The following is a 15251-nucleotide window of genomic DNA, read 5'->3' as shown; positions in this document are numbered from 1 at the left end:
TCATGGGCTTCGTCAAACTCGCTGCAATCGCAATATGGCTCAGATAGTTAAATCGTCACCACAACCTAGAACCCATCTCCCGAAACTGGTTTCCGGTTCGGGAGACAGGCTCTAAATCACCATCTGGAGGCAAACAGTCAGGCCCGCTCGGTCAGGGCCGGTTCGCCTTTGCGTTCGCGGATCAGATTGGCGAAGCGGCGAAAGAGATAATGCGAATCTTGCGAGCCGGGTGAGGCTTCGGGGTGATGCTGCACGGAAAACACCGGCTTGCCGGTAAGGGTCAGACCGCAGTTTGAGCCGTCGAACAAGGAAATATGTGTTTCCTTTACACCCTCGGGCAGTGAGGCCGTTTCAACCGCAAAACCATGGTTCATCGACACGATCTCGACCTTGCCGGTGGTGTGGTCCTTGACCGGATGGTTTGCGCCATGATGGCCCTGGTGCATTTTTACCGTTTTGGCTCCGGCTGCGAGCGCCAAAATCTGGTGGCCAAGGCAGATGCCGAAGATCGGAATATCGGTTTTCAAAAGTTCACGCAGCATCGGCACGGCATATTCACCGGTGGCCGCAGGGTCGCCCGGGCCGTTGGAAAGAAAAACGCCATCGGGCTTCAAGCCCAGAATATCTTCAGCCGAAGCGGTGGCGGGCACGACGGTGACTTTGGCTCCAAGTCCGGCCAGCAGGCGCAATATGTTGCGCTTGACGCCAAAATCGACGGCAACAATGTGCATGGAAGCTGCATCCACCTCGCCATAGCCCTCATTCCAGACCCATGGGGTTTCTTCCCACTGGCTGGTCTTGCCGCCGGTAACCTGTTTTGCAAGGTCAAGACCAACAAGGCCCGACCAGCCGGCAGCCTTTTTCTTCAAAGCCTCAATATCAAAATGTCCATCCGGGGAATGGGCGATAACAGCGTCAACCACGCCTTTTTCGCGCAGCATTGCGGTCAGGGCGCGGGTATCGATACCCGACATGGCGATAATGCCGCGTTTTTTCAGCCAGGCATCAAGGTCGCTGGTGGCGCGATAGTTGGACGGTGTGGAAATATCAGCCTTGAAAATTGTGCCGACTGCGCCTGTGCGTGAAATGGAACCAAGGCTTTCTTCATCTTCCTCATTAACCCCGACATTGCCGATATGGGGGAAGGTGAAGGTCACGATCTGGCCTTCATAAGAGGGATCGGTCAAAACTTCCTGATAGCCGGTAAGGGCGGTATTGAAGCAGACTTCACCAATTGCCTCACCAGTTGCACCAAGGCCGTTTCCCTCGATTACCGTTCCGTCGGCCAGAACGAGAAGGGCGGTCGGTTTTTGTAAAACCCAGGGGGCAGTGCTGGCCATGGCGGCGCTCCATCTTGAAACTTTGCGCGAGACATGCGGTGTCCGACCGTCTATCCGCGGCACAAAACGCGCGGCAGCGACCCTTCGCAACCTGCGCGCACAAAGTGCTCTGTTCATGCTAAGGTTTCGAGATAGGGGAGACAAAGGCTTGGGTCAACACCATGTAGAACCAGATGACAGATTTTCTGGCTCTGGAATTATGTGTTGCTGCTTAAAATCAGCTTTCGGCGTGTGAAAACATGCTTTATTCCGACATGTATCAAGGAGAACAGATCATGCGCGAACGGCTGATGAACGAGGTAAAAACAGCAATGAAGGCGGGCGACAAGTCGCGCCTTTTAACGCTGCGGCTGATTCAGGCAGCCATCAAGGATCGCGATATTGCCAATCGTGGTGTGGGCAAGGACGCAGCCGGTGCCGATGAACTGGCCCAGCTTCTGGCTAAAATGGTGAAGCAGCGTGAAGATTCGGCCAAGGCGTTTGACGATGGTGCGCGCCCCGAGCTTGCCGCCAAGGAGCGTGAAGAAATTATGGTTATCCGCGATTTCATGCCCCGACAGATGGATGAGGCGGAAACGGAAGCGGCAATTCGCGCAGCCATTGCTGAAGTCGGGGCGGCCAGCATGAAGGATATGGGCAAGGTGATGGCGCTTTTGCGCGAAAACCATGCCGGACAGATGGATTTCGGCAAGGCAAGCACCCTGATCAAGAGCTTGCTTTAACCGTTTTGAGGCGTGAGCCACGCAGCAGGCCGCGCTCTTCCAGAACCGGATAAACGATCGAGGTCAGCAGAGAATTGATCTGTTTCAAATCCCGCAGCGTATCCAGATGGATGGAACTGGTCTCGATCGACTTCAGCGTGCCGTCACGCAGCCGCAGGAAATGGTTTTGGCTGATGTCGCGCTCCATATCGCGCAGCCGGTCTTTTTCCTGAACAAGCTGTCGTGCCGTTTCGGTGTCACGCGAGACCAGCACATTGAAAGTAAGGCGGGCATTGGCCAGTACAGCGGCGTGGAAGGCAGTCAGTTCCTTCCAGCCTTCCGGCGTAAATTCCAGATTCTTGGTTATTTTCTTGCGCACATGAATGAGCATGTTGCGCACAATAATATCGCCTACCTGCTCAAGCTTGACGCAGGCGCCGATCAGTTCCTGACAGCGCAGCGCCTGATCTTCGGTCAGTGAATTGCGGATCAGCTTGGCCAGATAGATCTTGATGGCGGCATGGCGCTCATCAACCCGGTCATCGAGTGCGGCCAGCGCCTGGATCTTGTCCTCGTCAGCATTTTCATAAAGCTCAATAATGCGCTGGAGCATGATCTCCACGGTTTCGCACACACGCACAACCTCGCGTGTGGCATTGGCAAGGGCCTGTGGGGGGCTGGAAAGGGCAGTTTCTGACAGGGCTGAAAGCTCTGTGATCTGTTCCGGTTCCTCGGCTTGTGGAGCGCTAAGGGCAACAATTTTTTTGGACGCGCGATAGACAAGACCGGCCAGTGGCAGTCCGGCGAGCAGGATGATGACGTTGAACAGAATATGGGCGTTGACGATCTGGTCTGATGCCGTGCCGCCTAAAAAGTCGATCTTTGGTTCCAAAATCATCACCAGCGCCAGCATGATGATGGAGCCGACGCCACGCATCAGCAAATTGCCGACCGGAACGACACGCACATCGGCTTCGGAATTGCGGGTTAGCATCGGAGCAATGATGGAAGAGCCCAGATTGACGCCCAGTACCAGCACCACGCCAAGCTCTGGCGTAATCAGCCCGCGCCCGGCCATGGTCGCCATCAGGATGACGGCGGCAATGGAAGACTGGAACAGCCAGGTCACAAGCGCTGCCAGCAGATAGGCGGTGATCGGATCATTGGAGAAATAGTTGAGGATGATCGGCATCAATGCGCTTTCGCGCAGCGGCTCTGATGCCTGCCCGATCATTTCCAGCGACAGGATCAGCAAGCCGATGCCGACGAGAATCCGGCCCTTTTGACGCCAGTCACGGCTTTCGGTGGCCATGAACAAAAAGGTTCCGATAATGAGGCATAAAGGCACGAGCAGGGTCAGATCATAGGTGAGCAGCTTGACGACCAGCGCTGAGCCGATTTCTGCGCCGCGCACCGCTAATTGTCCGGCAAGGCCTGAAACAAGACCTGCCCCGGCAAAGGAGCCGATCAGCAGGGTGACAGCGGTTGAACTTTGCAGCGCAATGGCAAGCCCCGTGCCCGCCAGCACTGCCATAAATGGATTTTTCAAGGTGGCGCGCAGCTTGTGGCGCAGCACATCGCCATAGGCGCGCTCCACACCGGTTTTAACCAGACGGGTGGCATAGAGCATCAAGGCGACCGCGCCAGCCAGATGAATGAGGACAACGGACCCGGTCATGCAAAGGCCCCAGTAAAGGTCCCGGAAAAGGCCCGGGCAAGGGTCTTGGCATGACAAAATGCTGCGGCCGTATTTTGATGCGGCCACGAAAGACACAGCGTGCGACCGGCGCAGCGGGAGGTTTGATAGACAAGCATGGCGGGAGTACCCAGTGCCGACATGTGAGTCGGGCAATCAAAATCATTCAGTCAGCCTGACAATGTGACCGAATTTCCGCACCATCGCAAGGCAGGCGGAAATTGCAATGGGACAAGCAAGCAGAGCTCATAGTATTTTCTTGAGAAATAGAATCGGAAAATGGTCGCAACAGTTGGATTTCATTACGAAACTGTAACAGGCGTGTTCAGTTCCGGTTCATGTGGCGCGCTCTATTTCTCAGGTTAGAAACAACACAGGAGCGCCTTTTATGAAACGCATCATTCTTTCCATTCTGACGGTCTCCATGCTGGCCGCCACCTCGCTTCAGGGGCAGGCCGCACCTCTTAATCGTCCGGCCACACCGCAGGCAGAGTTTGTGCAGGTCGATTATCGCAAGCCTGCGCCCAGGCATAATAATGGGCCAAAATACAACAAGCAGGCCTATAAATATGACAATAAGCGCAGCCATAACCGCTATGGCAAGCAGACGGTGAAGAAGCCGAAACATCATGTGCACAAGCGCCATGACTGGAAGCGCGGCCAGCGTTATTCCGATTGGCGCCGTCATGCGCCGGTGCGTGATTATCACCGCTATGGCCTGAAGCGTCCGGGTCCGGGGCAGCAATGGATCAAGGTGGATAATGATTATTTGCTGTTGAGCCTTGCTACAGGGCTGATTGCGGGTGTGATTGCTGCCCGGTAAATATTTCTGGCAAAACCTTGGAAAGGGCGGCCTTGTGCTGTCCTTTTTCGTTTTTTGCCTGTGAATACCGGACATAGTGATGGCCGGGAGTCGTCTTGCGCGCTGTGGCGGTCTATATGTCAGGAAAATGAGCAGTTTTCCAATGCGCTTTTCGCCTGCATTTCTTGATGAGATACGCGACCGGGTACCGATTTCATCGGTGATCGGGACGCGTGTGACATGGGACAGACGCAAGACCAATGCGCCCAAGGGCGACTGGTGGGCGTGCTGCCCGTTTCATGGCGAAAAATCACCCAGTTTCCATTGTGAGGACAGCAAGGGCCGCTACCATTGCTTTGGGTGCAGCGCTTCTGGCGATCATTTCAAATTCCTGACCGAACTGGAAGGCCTGAGTTTTCCCGAGGCGGTGGAGCGCATTGCCGATATGGCCGGTGTGCCATTGCCAGCGCGTGATATGCAGGCCGAACAGCGTGAAAAACAACGCGCAGGGCTGACCGACATCATGGAAATGGCGACGGTTTTTTTCCAGGAGCAATTGCAGGCAGCAGACGGGGCAAGGGCCCGTGCCTATTTGCGCGATCGTGGATTGTCGGCTGCCACGCAGCAATCCTTCCGGCTGGGTTATGCGCCTGAAAGCCGCAATGCGCTGAAGCAATATCTGGCGGCGCGCGGGGTGGACAGGCAGGATATCGAGGCCTGCGGCCTTGTCATCCATGGGCCTGATATTCCGGTTTCTTATGACCGGTTTCGTGATCGCATCATGTTTCCGATTCCCGATTCACGCGGGCGCATCATTGCCTTTGGCGGCCGGGCCATGTCGCCCGATGCGCTGGCCAAATATCTCAATTCGCCTGAAACCGAGCTTTTTCACAAAGGCAATGTGCTTTACAATTTTGCCCGTGCCCGCAAGGCGGTGGCGCGTGGCGAAACCGTGGTGGTTGTCGAAGGCTATATGGATGTCATTGCCTTGGCGCAGGCCGGTATTGAAAATGCTGTTGCGCCACTGGGAACCGCGCTGACCGAAAACCAGCTTGAATTGTTATGGCGCATGTCGGGTGAACCGATCTTGTGTTTTGATGGCGATGGTGCGGGGCTTAAGGCGGCGTGGCGGGTGGCCGATCTGATCTTGCCGATGATCGGGCCGGGCAAGACCGCCCGCTTTGCCCTGTTGGCGGAAGGCAAGGACCCGGATGATCTGGTGCGTGACGGGGGGGCAGACGCCTTGCGGGCAGTTCTTGCCGAGGCAAGGCCGCTGGCTGATCTTTTATGGATGCGCGAAACGTCCAGCGTTAATTTCGATACGCCTGAGCGCCGGGCAGAACTTGAAAAAACGCTGCGCGACCTGACCAGCCGTATTCGCGATGAGACGGTGCGCTTTCATTATAATCAGGATATGCGCGATCGTGTGCAAGGCTTTTTTGGCAATCAGCGCCGCCAGAAGGGGCAAGGCCAAGGGTGGGGCCAGGGTCAGGGACGAGGTCAGGGGCAGAGGGGACAGTATGGCCACAGAACTGGCAGCAATGCGCAAGGAACAGGCCCATGGTCACGGCGGGCCGGGGCAGGCGCAAGTGGCGGCATAACTGAAAGTCTTGGCCGTTCAGCACTTTTGAAGCGCGGTGGTGAAGTCATGACCGTGCGTGAGGCAAGCATTGTGGTGGCGCTGATCAACCATCCGGCGCTGATTGACGAATTTTTTGCCCATGTCGAATTTCTTGACCTTGCCAATAGTGATTTGCGCAAGCTGCACATCGCCCTTCTGGACGCTTTGGCGCTTGATATGGCCAATGACCGGCGCATGGTTATTGAAGCCATTAAACAGGCAGGCCATGGTGACATATGGGTGCGCGCCGAGGCGTTGATGCGCCGCATGCGCCAGTGGCCGGCGCTGGAAGAGGCGGCTTTGGATGATGCGCGCGATGCTTTTGCACAGGCCCTGCACTTGCACCGCAGCGCGCGCACTCTACATAAAGAGCTTAAATATGCTGAAGCTGCCCTTGCCAGCGACCCCACGGATGAAAATTATCAGCGCCTTGTTGAAATTCAGGCGCAAATTCGGGACGTGCAGGCAACGGAGGCTTTGATCGAAGGGTTTGGCGTGTTGTCAGGTCGTGCTGGCAGGAGTTGAAGGCTGGTTTCTTGAATGCCGCTGATGGTGATCAGCGCCTTTATATGGGCCTTAAAACTGTGTTGCGGCGCAGGCAAAGGGCATTTTGAGGCAATTGATTCGCTTTTTACAGGCGAATCATGTCACAGGCCCTTGACCTGACAGTATAATGACAGAATCACGTCGATTCTCATTCATTGTGAACCAATGTGCTTTAATTCGACAAAACGTTGACGAATAGAAGGCAGATACAAAATGCCGTTTGATGCAAGGTGGATTTCAGGATTCGATTGAAAATTCAGGATATCCGTATTCGGCGGGAAAAGTAGCTGTTGAGCCACAGGGCGCTTGAACGCGACATGTGAGCATGTTTGCGCAGCAAGGTTTGGATTTCGCGGCTTAAAACAGCCGTCTGGAGGCAGAAGAAGAATGGCGACAAAGGAAAAGGAAGACGTCGAGAACGAACGCGAGGGCACGACCGACGGCCCATTGCTCGACCTTTCCGACGATGCTGTCAAGAAAATGATCAAGCTCGCGAAGAAACGCGGCTATGTGACCATGGATGAGTTGAACGCGGTTCTGCCTTCCGAAGAGGTTACGTCCGAGCAGATCGAAGATACGATGGCGATGCTGTCCGATATGGGCATCAATGTCGTGGAAGATGATGAGCAGGCCGAGGAAGAGGCCGAAAGCTCGCCGGAAGACCCGCAGGAAGTGGCCGAACAGACCGGCACTGCGGTTGTCGCCGCAACCAAGAAAGAGCCGACCGATCGCACTGATGATCCGGTGCGCATGTATCTGCGCGAAATGGGCACGGTGGAGCTTCTGTCGCGGGAGGGCGAAATTGCCATTGCCAAGCGCATTGAGGCTGGTCGCGAGACGATGATTGCCGGGCTTTGTGAAAGCCCGCTGACGTTTCAGGCGATCATCATCTGGCGCGATGAGCTGAATGAGGCAAGGATTTTGCTGCGCGAGATCATTGATCTTGAAGCCACCTATGCCGGCCCGGAAGCCAAACAGGCGCCCGTGGTGGAGCGCCAGGAAGATGCGGGCAAGCCCAAGCCGGAAGAGGCGCGTGGGCGCAGCGGACGCCGCGATGATGACATTACCAATGTCGGTGGCGAGGGCACCACGGAAGATGATGAGGAAGAAGAAGATGAAGTGAACCTGTCGCTGGCCGCCATGGAGGCGGAGTTGCGGCCACAGGTCATGGAAACTCTTGATGTCATTGCCGATACCTATAAGAAGCTGCGCAAATTGCAGGATCAGCAGGTGGAAAACCGGCTGGCCGATGCGGGCACGCTTTCACCAAGCCAGAGCCGCCGCCTCAAGGAGTTGAAGGACGAACTGATTACGGCGGTGAAGTCGCTGTCGCTCAATCAGGCGCGCATCGAGGCGCTGGTGGAGCAGCTTTACGACATCAACAAGCGGCTGGTGCAAAATGAAGGCAAGCTTTTGCGGCTTGCCGAGAGCTTTGGCGTGCGCCGTGAGGAATTCCTGAAAGAATATCAGGGGTCTGAACTGGATTCCAACTGGGCAATGGCGATTGGCGAACTTCCCGGTCGTGGCTGGAAAGAATTTCACCAGAACAAGCAGGACGCGATCCTTGAAATTCGCAGTGAAATTCAGGAACTGGCGACCGAAACCGCCATTTCGATCGCTGAATTTCGTCGGATCGTCAATCAGGTTCAAAAGGGCGAGCGCGAGGCGGCCATCGCCAAGAAGGAAATGGTGGAGGCCAATTTGCGTCTCGTCATTTCCATTGCCAAGAAATACACCAATCGCGGCCTGCAATTTCTTGACCTCATTCAGGAAGGCAATATCGGCCTGATGAAGGCGGTGGACAAGTTTGAATACCGGCGCGGTTACAAATTCTCGACCTACGCCACATGGTGGATCCGGCAGGCCATCACCCGCTCGATTGCCGATCAGGCGCGCACCATCCGCATTCCGGTGCATATGATCGAGACGATCAACAAGATCGTGCGCACCTCACGCCAGATGCTGCATGAAATCGGTCGTGAACCAACACCTGAAGAACTGGCTGAAAAGCTGGCCATGCCGCTCGAAAAAGTGCGCAAGGTGCTCAAGATCGCCAAGGAGCCGATTTCGCTTGAGACGCCGGTGGGCGATGAGGAAGATTCCCACCTTGGCGACTTCATTGAGGACAAGGGCGCAATTCTGCCGATTGATGCCGCCATTCAGGCCAATTTGCGTGAGACGACGACGCGGGTGCTGGCGTCGCTGACGCCGCGTGAGGAGCGTGTGCTGCGCATGCGCTTTGGCATTGGCATGAACACCGACCATACGCTGGAGGAAGTGGGCCAGCAGTTTTCGGTGACACGTGAGCGTATCCGCCAGATTGAGGCCAAGGCGCTGCGCAAGCTCAAGCATCCGAGCCGTTCGCGCAAGCTGCGTTCGTTCCTCGATAGCTGATGGCGTGTTTTTTTGCAGGGATTGACAAAAGGGCCGGGCAGATGTCCGGCCCTTGTGTTTTAAAGCCTGTCTTGCAAAATGCTCTGTGCTGCACTGATATGGATGAATGAGGTTTGAATGTCTTTTCTGAAACGACTTTTTGGTGGCGGGGGCGCGCAACAGGTGGAGGAGCCCAAGCCGGCCCGGCAGGTCGAGCATAAGGGTTTTACCATTGTCGCCATGCCCTACAAGGCCGATGGCCAATACCAGACCAGTGGAGTGGTTTCCCGGGAGATTGACGGTATGGTGAAAGAGCATAAATTCATTCGCGCCGACCGTTTTCCCAGCCTTGATGATGCGGCTGACATATCGATCCGCAAAGGTATTCAGATTGTCGATGAACAAGGCGACAGCATTTTTGATTGATTAGAGCCTGTCTCTCGAGACTTGAGAACCAGTTTCGAGATAAAGACATGCGTAAAAATAAAGATTTAAAGCGTGTCGCAACTTTTTAGATTCATGCAACACGCTTTAAGTTTCTCTATACGCATGATCCCAAAAAGTCTGCAGCTTTTTGGGATCATGCTTTAATCAGCGCGCGCGATAGGCGCCACCAATGGCGTAATCCTGCGGATCGTGACACGCCGGTTCTCACGCTCGGGCGATTGTGTGTTGATCTTGAGGTAGGATTCGCCATAGCCCTGCGTGACCAGATTTTCCGGGGGAACCCCAAAGGCGCCGCTCAGCGCTTCTGCCACCGCTTCGGCCCGACGATCTGACAAGGCCAGATTGGCCTCATCAGAACCGACCGCATCGGTATGGCCTTCGATCAGGAAGGTTTCAGCCGGGTTTTTGTCCAGCATCCGTTCCATGGCAATGGCAATGCCGTCCAGCTTGTTGACCTCTCCCTCATTGATGGAGGCTGAGCCGAACTCGAAATTCAGCGTGTCGAGGTCGATACGCCGGGCAATGTCACGCACCCGGGCCGAGCGCTTGACTTCGTCAATCGAATAAAGACGCTCGATACGTTCCACGGGGGGCTGTTCCAGAAAGTCATAATAGACATCCGGATTGCGCGCGCGCCGCGATTCTAGAATGTAATCATCGCGCGGGATATTCAGGTGAAGGGGCGGCAGGTCCTGACCGGGATCGCGCCAGTTGCGCATATCCTCATAATGGCGCTGATCAACATAGTTGAGAATATATTCGCGGCCATCGGGCATGATGCGCGAACGCTGGATGACGTCGCCGGTGCGATTGCGGATGGTGACGATCCGGGTGCCATTGTCACGCATGATGACCTCGCGGGTGCGGCCGCGTGGCAGGTCTTCATAATAGACATCACGGGCATTGCGGGTCATGCGGGGGCGATCATCGCTTTCGACAAAAGTCTGGCCGCCAAGCTGGAGAATGACACGGTTGCCAATCTCGCGCAGAACATCGGTTCCGTCTGGCCGCTCGCGACGGCGTTCGTCTGGAGCGCGGTCGCGACGTGTACCTTTTTCCTCGATGATCGGCACGATTTTTTCTGGCGCAATTGCTTGCTGGGCTGCCTGGTCATCTGCAGGGGGCGGGCTGTCCTTGACTGGCTGCCGCTGTTTTTCGGCCTGTCTTTCGTTGCCGGGTCGTTGCTCCATCATCTGTTTGGATTGACCCTTTTGGCTGTCCAGAACAGGGGTGTCGGCGGGATTGACCGTCTCGGCTTCTGCCGGGCTTTCGCCAGACTGCTCAGACTGCTCAGACTGCTCAGACTGCTCAGCTTGGGCCGCGGGTTCTTCCTGATCCGGCTCAGACTGAGGTGTTTGTTTTTCAGTTCTGTCTTGTCGTTGCCGGTCACGGCGTGGATTGTTTGCCTCAACAGGAACTTCTTCAGGAACAGGAGCAACCTCAGGGACTGGAATATCTTCAGGTGCAGGTGCTGCTTCTGGAACGGGGATTTCTTCGGGTACAGGTTCCGGCTGGGCTTCAGGTTCGGTTGCCTGCTCTTGTGTTTGAGGCTCAGGGATTGCCTCTTCAGGCGCACTTTCGACTTCAGGGGTGGCCTCAGGGGTGGCCTCTGGGGTCGCTTGTGGTTCAGCCTGCGGCTCTGCCATGTTGCGATCCTGATCCTGTACGCAATTTTCGTCACCTTCCTCACATTCTGCTTGCGCCAGCAGCAATGGCTCGCCAAAAAATGGCTGGCTAAAAATTTCGGATGTGAAATCTTGTTGTGATGCAAGTGGCAGAGCCGCCAGCGGCGTTGCGGCCATGAACAGGCCAATTGCTGTTCCTGCAAGAATATGAGGGTGGCGTTTCATGGTGTCGCTCTCCTTGAACCGTGCGTTTTGTCTCTGTCGAAACCTGCGGCTTTATCTTTGGTTCCGATTGTTTGTCACAAAACAGCTTGCCATCCTGAAGCAGGGATAAGGCAAATCATGGTCAAAACCATGGTGCGGGAATGTTCATTTTCCGGCTGGCTTGACCTTGGCCGCCTTACGCGCCACATGCAACCTATGGAAAAATTGCCATTCTGGAAAACCAAACAGCTTGAAGAAATGAGCGCGACCGAATGGGAGCAGCTATGTGATGGATGTGGCAAATGCTGCCTGTCCAAGCTGGAAGATGACGATACGGGTGAGATTTACTGGACCAGTGTTGCCTGTCGCCTGTTCGATGCGGAGACTTGCCGCTGCTCCGATTATGAGAACCGCTTTAAGAAAGTTCCCGATTGTGTGGCCCTGACGCCAAAGAATGTGCGCACCATCACCTGGCTGCCGAGCACCTGTGCTTATCGGCTGGTGGCGCAGGGGCAGGATTTATACTGGTGGCACAGACTGGTTTCAGGCAGCGCCGATACAGTACATGAAGCTGGCACTTCCATTCAGGGGCGGGTGCAGGCCAGGGAAAATGATCTTAAAAGGATTGAAGATTATTTCGATTATGTTCTGGAAGAAGAGCCCTGAAAGATAAACAGGCTGAAAATATATTTTGCCTTACTTCAAATGGGTATTTATATGCACCCAGAATAGTCGGGCTATAAGGATTTTTGAATGCCGCCACCCGCATTGGAACAGGCTGAACTGCCAGAAAATGCAGTTTTCAAGAAATTAAGTGCGGCAATAGGTGAACGCACGGCGCGGGTAGGGGTCATTGGCCTTGGCTATGTCGGCTTGCCGCTGGCAATCACGGCGACACAGGCTGGTTTTGCTGTGCTGGGTTTCGACATTGATGTGGATCGTGTTGAATGCATCAATGCTGGCGAAACCATGATCAGGCATATTGATGGCGCCGTGTTGAAACAGGCCTCTGACAAGGGGCTTTTTGAAGCGACAGCTGATTTTTCACGATTGAGCGAGGCTGATGCCGTGCTTATTTGTGTGCCGACGCCGTTGACACGCCATCGTGAACCGGATCTGTCTTTTGTTAGCAGCACAGCCGCCGTGATGGCTCAATATTTGCGTGCCGGGCAATTGATTGTTTTGGAATCAACCACTTATCCTGGAACTACGGATGAGGTGCTGCGACCCATTCTGGAAGAAAGCGGCTTGAAAAGCGGTCATGATTTCTTCCTTGCCTTCTCGCCGGAGCGGGAGGACCCGGGCAATCCGGACTATGGCACATCGACAATCCCGAAAGTGGTGGGCGGAGATGGCCCGCTTGCGATGGCGCTGGCGGATGCGCTTTACAGCGCATTGGTGGCGCGCACCGTGCCGGTATCTTCCACGGCGACCGCGGAGGCGGTAAAGCTGACCGAAAACATTTTTCGGGCCGTCAATATCGCGCTCGTGAATGAGCTAAAGATTGTCTATGAGGCGATGGGCATTGATGTGTGGGAAGTTATCGATGCCGCCAAAACCAAACCATTTGGCTTCATGCCATTTTATCCGGGGCCGGGTCTGGGTGGCCATTGTATTCCGATCGATCCGTTTTACCTGACCTGGAAAGCGCGTGAATATGAGATTTCCACCCGCTTTGTCGAACTGGCGGGGGAAATCAACACGTCGATGCCGCGCCGTGTGGTGGACAAGATAGCGCGTGCCATGGATGAGCATCTGCGGCGCGGGTTGAATGGCGCACGGGTGCTGGTCCTGGGTGTTGCCTATAAGAAGAATGTTGATGATAAGCGCGAAAGCCCCTCCCTCAAGCTGATCGATCTGCTTGAGGAGCGTGGCGCAAGTACGGATTATCACGATCCCCATATTGCCGAGCTTACCATGTCGCGCGAGCATCCGGGTCTGGCCGGTCGCCGGTCGATCAGCCTGACAGTCAGTTCGGTTGCAAGTTATGATGCCGTGCTTATCGCCACTGACCATGACGGGGTTGATTATGGCATGGTGCTGGAAAATGCAAAACTGGTGGTGGACACCCGCAACGCCTGTGCCCGCCATGGCCTGATCTCAGAAAAGATCGTGAAGGCGTAACCTGGACTTGCCCGGAAAAAGTGGACAGGCTTTGGAGAAAATGGTGGGCCCGGAGGATTTCAGGCAACCCCACAATACCTTGGTTTTCAGCCATAGGTGGGACAATACCGCATTGCTAGAATCATTGTGTTTTCCTGATCATCTGTCCCACTAAAACCACTCGCTTGGCAGCGAGACGGTTCAATCTTTCCCAAGATATAAAATTATAGCCAAGTGATCGGGTAAAGCCTTCTTGACCGCTGCAATCCTATCCAGCACGATCCGTGCGGGGACCGGCGGAGGGGTTATGTCAGTTCAAATAAAGTACAAGCTCGTCTTTGAGGGCGGGGACGCTGATTATTATCGCTTACCCGCGCACGAAGGGGCCAGTTCACTTGAGGGCCTTACTTGGTCTGTCGCTCTAGTAACGAACTATGCTGCAACCGGCGAAATTCGATCTCGCGGCAGCCTATCGCCCCGTATCCGCACATACTTGCGACCTCCTCGACAAGGCAGCTTCCTAACCGAACTTTGGGTCATGGTTACCCAGCCCGAGAGCATCTTTCTAACATCTGTCATAGGGGTCTATGCTGTTAATTCTGTCAGTCAGGCCGTCAACGCGCTTATTGTAAAGTCGGTCAAAGAGGTGTGCGGACTCGCGGTTAACATGACTAAGAAGGAAGAGGATTGGCTGAAAGGGCTGCCTTCCGGTGATTTAGAGGCTTTGGTCGACAAAATTGAACCCTCAATGAAGCGAGCACATAATATTATTGGAGAAGGTGCAAGCACCATCACAATTAAGAAGGGTTATACTCCCTTAGTTGCACTCGATCACATCACCAAAGCATATGTGAATGCCGACCTCCGAGGTGATGAAAAAACCAGATCCGTTAGCGTCGGTGCGTTTAATGCCAACACTGGAAATGGGAGAGTATACTTGCCTGATGTTGGCAAGACCGTTCTGTTGATTTCCGCTGAGATCTGACCCGGGATTGGGGGATTTTTCCACTGAGATTTGACCCATGTTTGAACGCTATCCTGCTCGTTTTGGGCAGGAGATTAAGGAGTGTTGGACATGGCGTTTTTGAGCGTTATCCGGCGCTGGTATTTCCGGGATGGTTTTTCGATCCGGGAGATTGCACGGCGCACCGGCCTGTCCCGGAATACCATTCGCAAATATCTTCGGTCCGATACGGTTGAGCCGAAGTTCAAGGTACCTGAGCGGCCGAGCAAGATCGATTCGTTTGCCGAGAAGCTATCGGGCTGGCTGAAGGCTGAGAGTGCTGGGCGGTGTGCCCCGGCGCGGCATCTACGACAATATGCGCACGGCGGTCGACAAGGTCGGACGTGGCAAGGCCCGGCAGGTCAATGCCCGGTTCTCGGCCATGGCCAGTCACTTTGTGTTCGAGCCCGAATTCTGCAATCCCGCTGCGGGCTGGGAGAAAGGATTGGTGGAAAAGAACGTGCTTGATATGCGGCACCGGTTTTTCCAGCCGATACCGCACGCGAACTCGCTTGAGGAGTTGAATATCTGGCTCGAGCATCGGTGCAAGAGCTTGTGGGAGGAGACCTCTCACGGCGTTGAACCGGGCACCATTGCTGATGCCTGGCGGGTCGAGACCCAGTTCCTGATGGCTGTGCCGCGGGCCTTTGACGGGTTCGTCGAACACACCAAGCGGGTCTCGCCCACCTGTCTGATCCATCTCGAACGCAATCGCTACAGTGTGCCGGCCTCTTTCGCCAACAGACCGGTCAGCGTCAGGGTTTATCCGGACCGCATTGTTGTTGTAGCG

11 protein-coding genes and 1 pseudogene are annotated in these 15251 nt (G+C 55.1%); 9 read left to right on the top strand and 3 right to left on the bottom strand.

Annotated features, from left to right (window positions below):
- Positions 1 to 137 precede the first annotated feature (137 nt).
- Complete coding sequence (carA, locus tag ACFPLB_RS01280) at positions 138 to 1340, bottom strand: glutamine-hydrolyzing carbamoyl-phosphate synthase small subunit (RefSeq protein WP_378227437.1); 1203 nt, start codon at positions 1338 to 1340, stop codon at positions 138 to 140.
- A gap of 272 nt (positions 1341 to 1612) precedes the next feature.
- Between carA and ACFPLB_RS01275 the strand changes: the two genes are divergently transcribed.
- The gene (locus ACFPLB_RS01275) at positions 1613 to 2062 is read left to right on the top strand and encodes a GatB/YqeY domain-containing protein (protein ID WP_378227441.1); all 450 of its coding nucleotides are present in this window, start codon (positions 1613 to 1615) and stop codon (positions 2060 to 2062) included.
- On the opposite strand, the gene ACFPLB_RS01270 is transcribed toward ACFPLB_RS01275, so the two are convergent.
- Positions 2046 to 3719 (bottom strand): Na/Pi cotransporter family protein, encoded by a 1674-nt coding sequence (locus ACFPLB_RS01270; protein WP_378227436.1) that lies wholly within the window; start codon positions 3717 to 3719, stop codon positions 2046 to 2048. The two genes, ACFPLB_RS01275 and ACFPLB_RS01270, sit on opposite strands and share 17 nt — an antisense overlap.
- A 406-nt stretch (positions 3720 to 4125) precedes the next feature.
- On the opposite strand from ACFPLB_RS01270, the gene ACFPLB_RS01265 reads away from it, so the two are divergent.
- The 4 genes from ACFPLB_RS01265 to ACFPLB_RS01250 all read left to right on the top strand — a co-directional run bounded on the left by ACFPLB_RS01265 (position 4126) and on the right by ACFPLB_RS01250 (position 9505).
- Positions 4126 to 4560, top strand: coding sequence for an RcnB family protein (locus tag ACFPLB_RS01265; protein ID WP_378227435.1), 435 nt, complete (start codon positions 4126 to 4128; stop codon positions 4558 to 4560).
- 142 nt (positions 4561 to 4702) lie between these two features.
- Positions 4703 to 6685: a DNA primase gene (dnaG, locus tag ACFPLB_RS01260; protein ID WP_378227439.1), complete on the top strand. Its 1983-nt coding sequence runs from the start codon at positions 4703 to 4705 to the stop codon at positions 6683 to 6685.
- 408 nt (positions 6686 to 7093) lie between these two features.
- Positions 7094 to 9100 (top strand): RNA polymerase sigma factor RpoD, encoded by a 2007-nt coding sequence (rpoD, locus tag ACFPLB_RS01255; RefSeq protein ID WP_378227434.1) that lies wholly within the window; start codon positions 7094 to 7096, stop codon positions 9098 to 9100.
- 117 nt (positions 9101 to 9217) lie between these two features.
- On the top strand, positions 9218 to 9505 hold the full coding sequence (locus ACFPLB_RS01250; RefSeq protein WP_378227433.1) for an HlyU family transcriptional regulator: 288 nt from the start codon (positions 9218 to 9220) through the stop codon (positions 9503 to 9505).
- Positions 9506 to 9666: 161 nt separating this feature from the next.
- Here ACFPLB_RS01250 and ACFPLB_RS01245 read toward each other — a convergent pair whose 3' ends face one another.
- Complete coding sequence (locus tag ACFPLB_RS01245) at positions 9667 to 11376, bottom strand: OmpA family protein (RefSeq protein WP_378227432.1); 1710 nt, start codon at positions 11374 to 11376, stop codon at positions 9667 to 9669.
- 195 nt (positions 11377 to 11571) lie between these two features.
- Between ACFPLB_RS01245 and ACFPLB_RS01240 the strand changes: the two genes are divergently transcribed.
- The 4 genes and pseudogenes from ACFPLB_RS01240 to ACFPLB_RS01225 all read left to right on the top strand — a co-directional run.
- Positions 11572 to 12021 carry a YcgN family cysteine cluster protein gene (locus ACFPLB_RS01240; RefSeq protein ID WP_378227438.1) on the top strand — a complete coding sequence of 150 codons (450 nt, stop codon included), beginning with the start codon at positions 11572 to 11574 and terminating at the stop codon, positions 12019 to 12021.
- A gap of 87 nt (positions 12022 to 12108) precedes the next feature.
- On the top strand, positions 12109 to 13479 hold the full coding sequence (locus ACFPLB_RS01235) for a nucleotide sugar dehydrogenase (protein ID WP_378227431.1): 1371 nt from the start codon (positions 12109 to 12111) through the stop codon (positions 13477 to 13479).
- A gap of 232 nt (positions 13480 to 13711) precedes the next feature.
- Positions 13712 to 14443, top strand: a complete 732-nt coding sequence (locus ACFPLB_RS01230) for a DUF7946 domain-containing protein (protein WP_378227430.1) — start codon at positions 13712 to 13714, stop codon at positions 14441 to 14443.
- Positions 14444 to 14533: 90 nt separating this feature from the next.
- Positions 14534 to 15251, top strand: a pseudogene (locus ACFPLB_RS01225) (Mu transposase domain-containing protein); the annotation flags it as partial.

This window comes from Aquamicrobium segne (genome assembly GCF_042656785.1).
Lineage (GTDB): Bacteria > Pseudomonadota > Alphaproteobacteria > Rhizobiales > Rhizobiaceae > Mesorhizobium > Mesorhizobium segne.
This window is presented reverse-complemented; position numbering and strand designations above follow the sequence as displayed.

Coding starts and splice junctions, on each gene's coding strand:
- ACFPLB_RS01235 (WP_378227431.1), top strand. CDS start 12,109: ATGCCGCCACCCGCATTGGAACAGGCTGAACTGCCAGAAAATGCAGTT.
- ACFPLB_RS01240 (WP_378227438.1), top strand. CDS start 11,572: ATGGAAAAATTGCCATTCTGGAAAACCAAACAGCTTGAAGAAATGAGC.
- ACFPLB_RS01250 (WP_378227433.1), top strand. CDS start 9,218: ATGTCTTTTCTGAAACGACTTTTTGGTGGCGGGGGCGCGCAACAGGTG.
- rpoD (WP_378227434.1), top strand. CDS start 7,094: ATGGCGACAAAGGAAAAGGAAGACGTCGAGAACGAACGCGAGGGCACG.
- ACFPLB_RS01245 (WP_378227432.1), bottom strand. CDS start 11,376: ATGAAACGCCACCCTCATATTCTTGCAGGAACAGCAATTGGCCTGTTC.
- ACFPLB_RS01270 (WP_378227436.1), bottom strand. CDS start 3,719: ATGACCGGGTCCGTTGTCCTCATTCATCTGGCTGGCGCGGTCGCCTTG.
- carA (WP_378227437.1), bottom strand. CDS start 1,340: ATGGCCAGCACTGCCCCCTGGGTTTTACAAAAACCGACCGCCCTTCTC.
- dnaG (WP_378227439.1), top strand. CDS start 4,703: ATGCGCTTTTCGCCTGCATTTCTTGATGAGATACGCGACCGGGTACCG.
- ACFPLB_RS01265 (WP_378227435.1), top strand. CDS start 4,126: ATGAAACGCATCATTCTTTCCATTCTGACGGTCTCCATGCTGGCCGCC.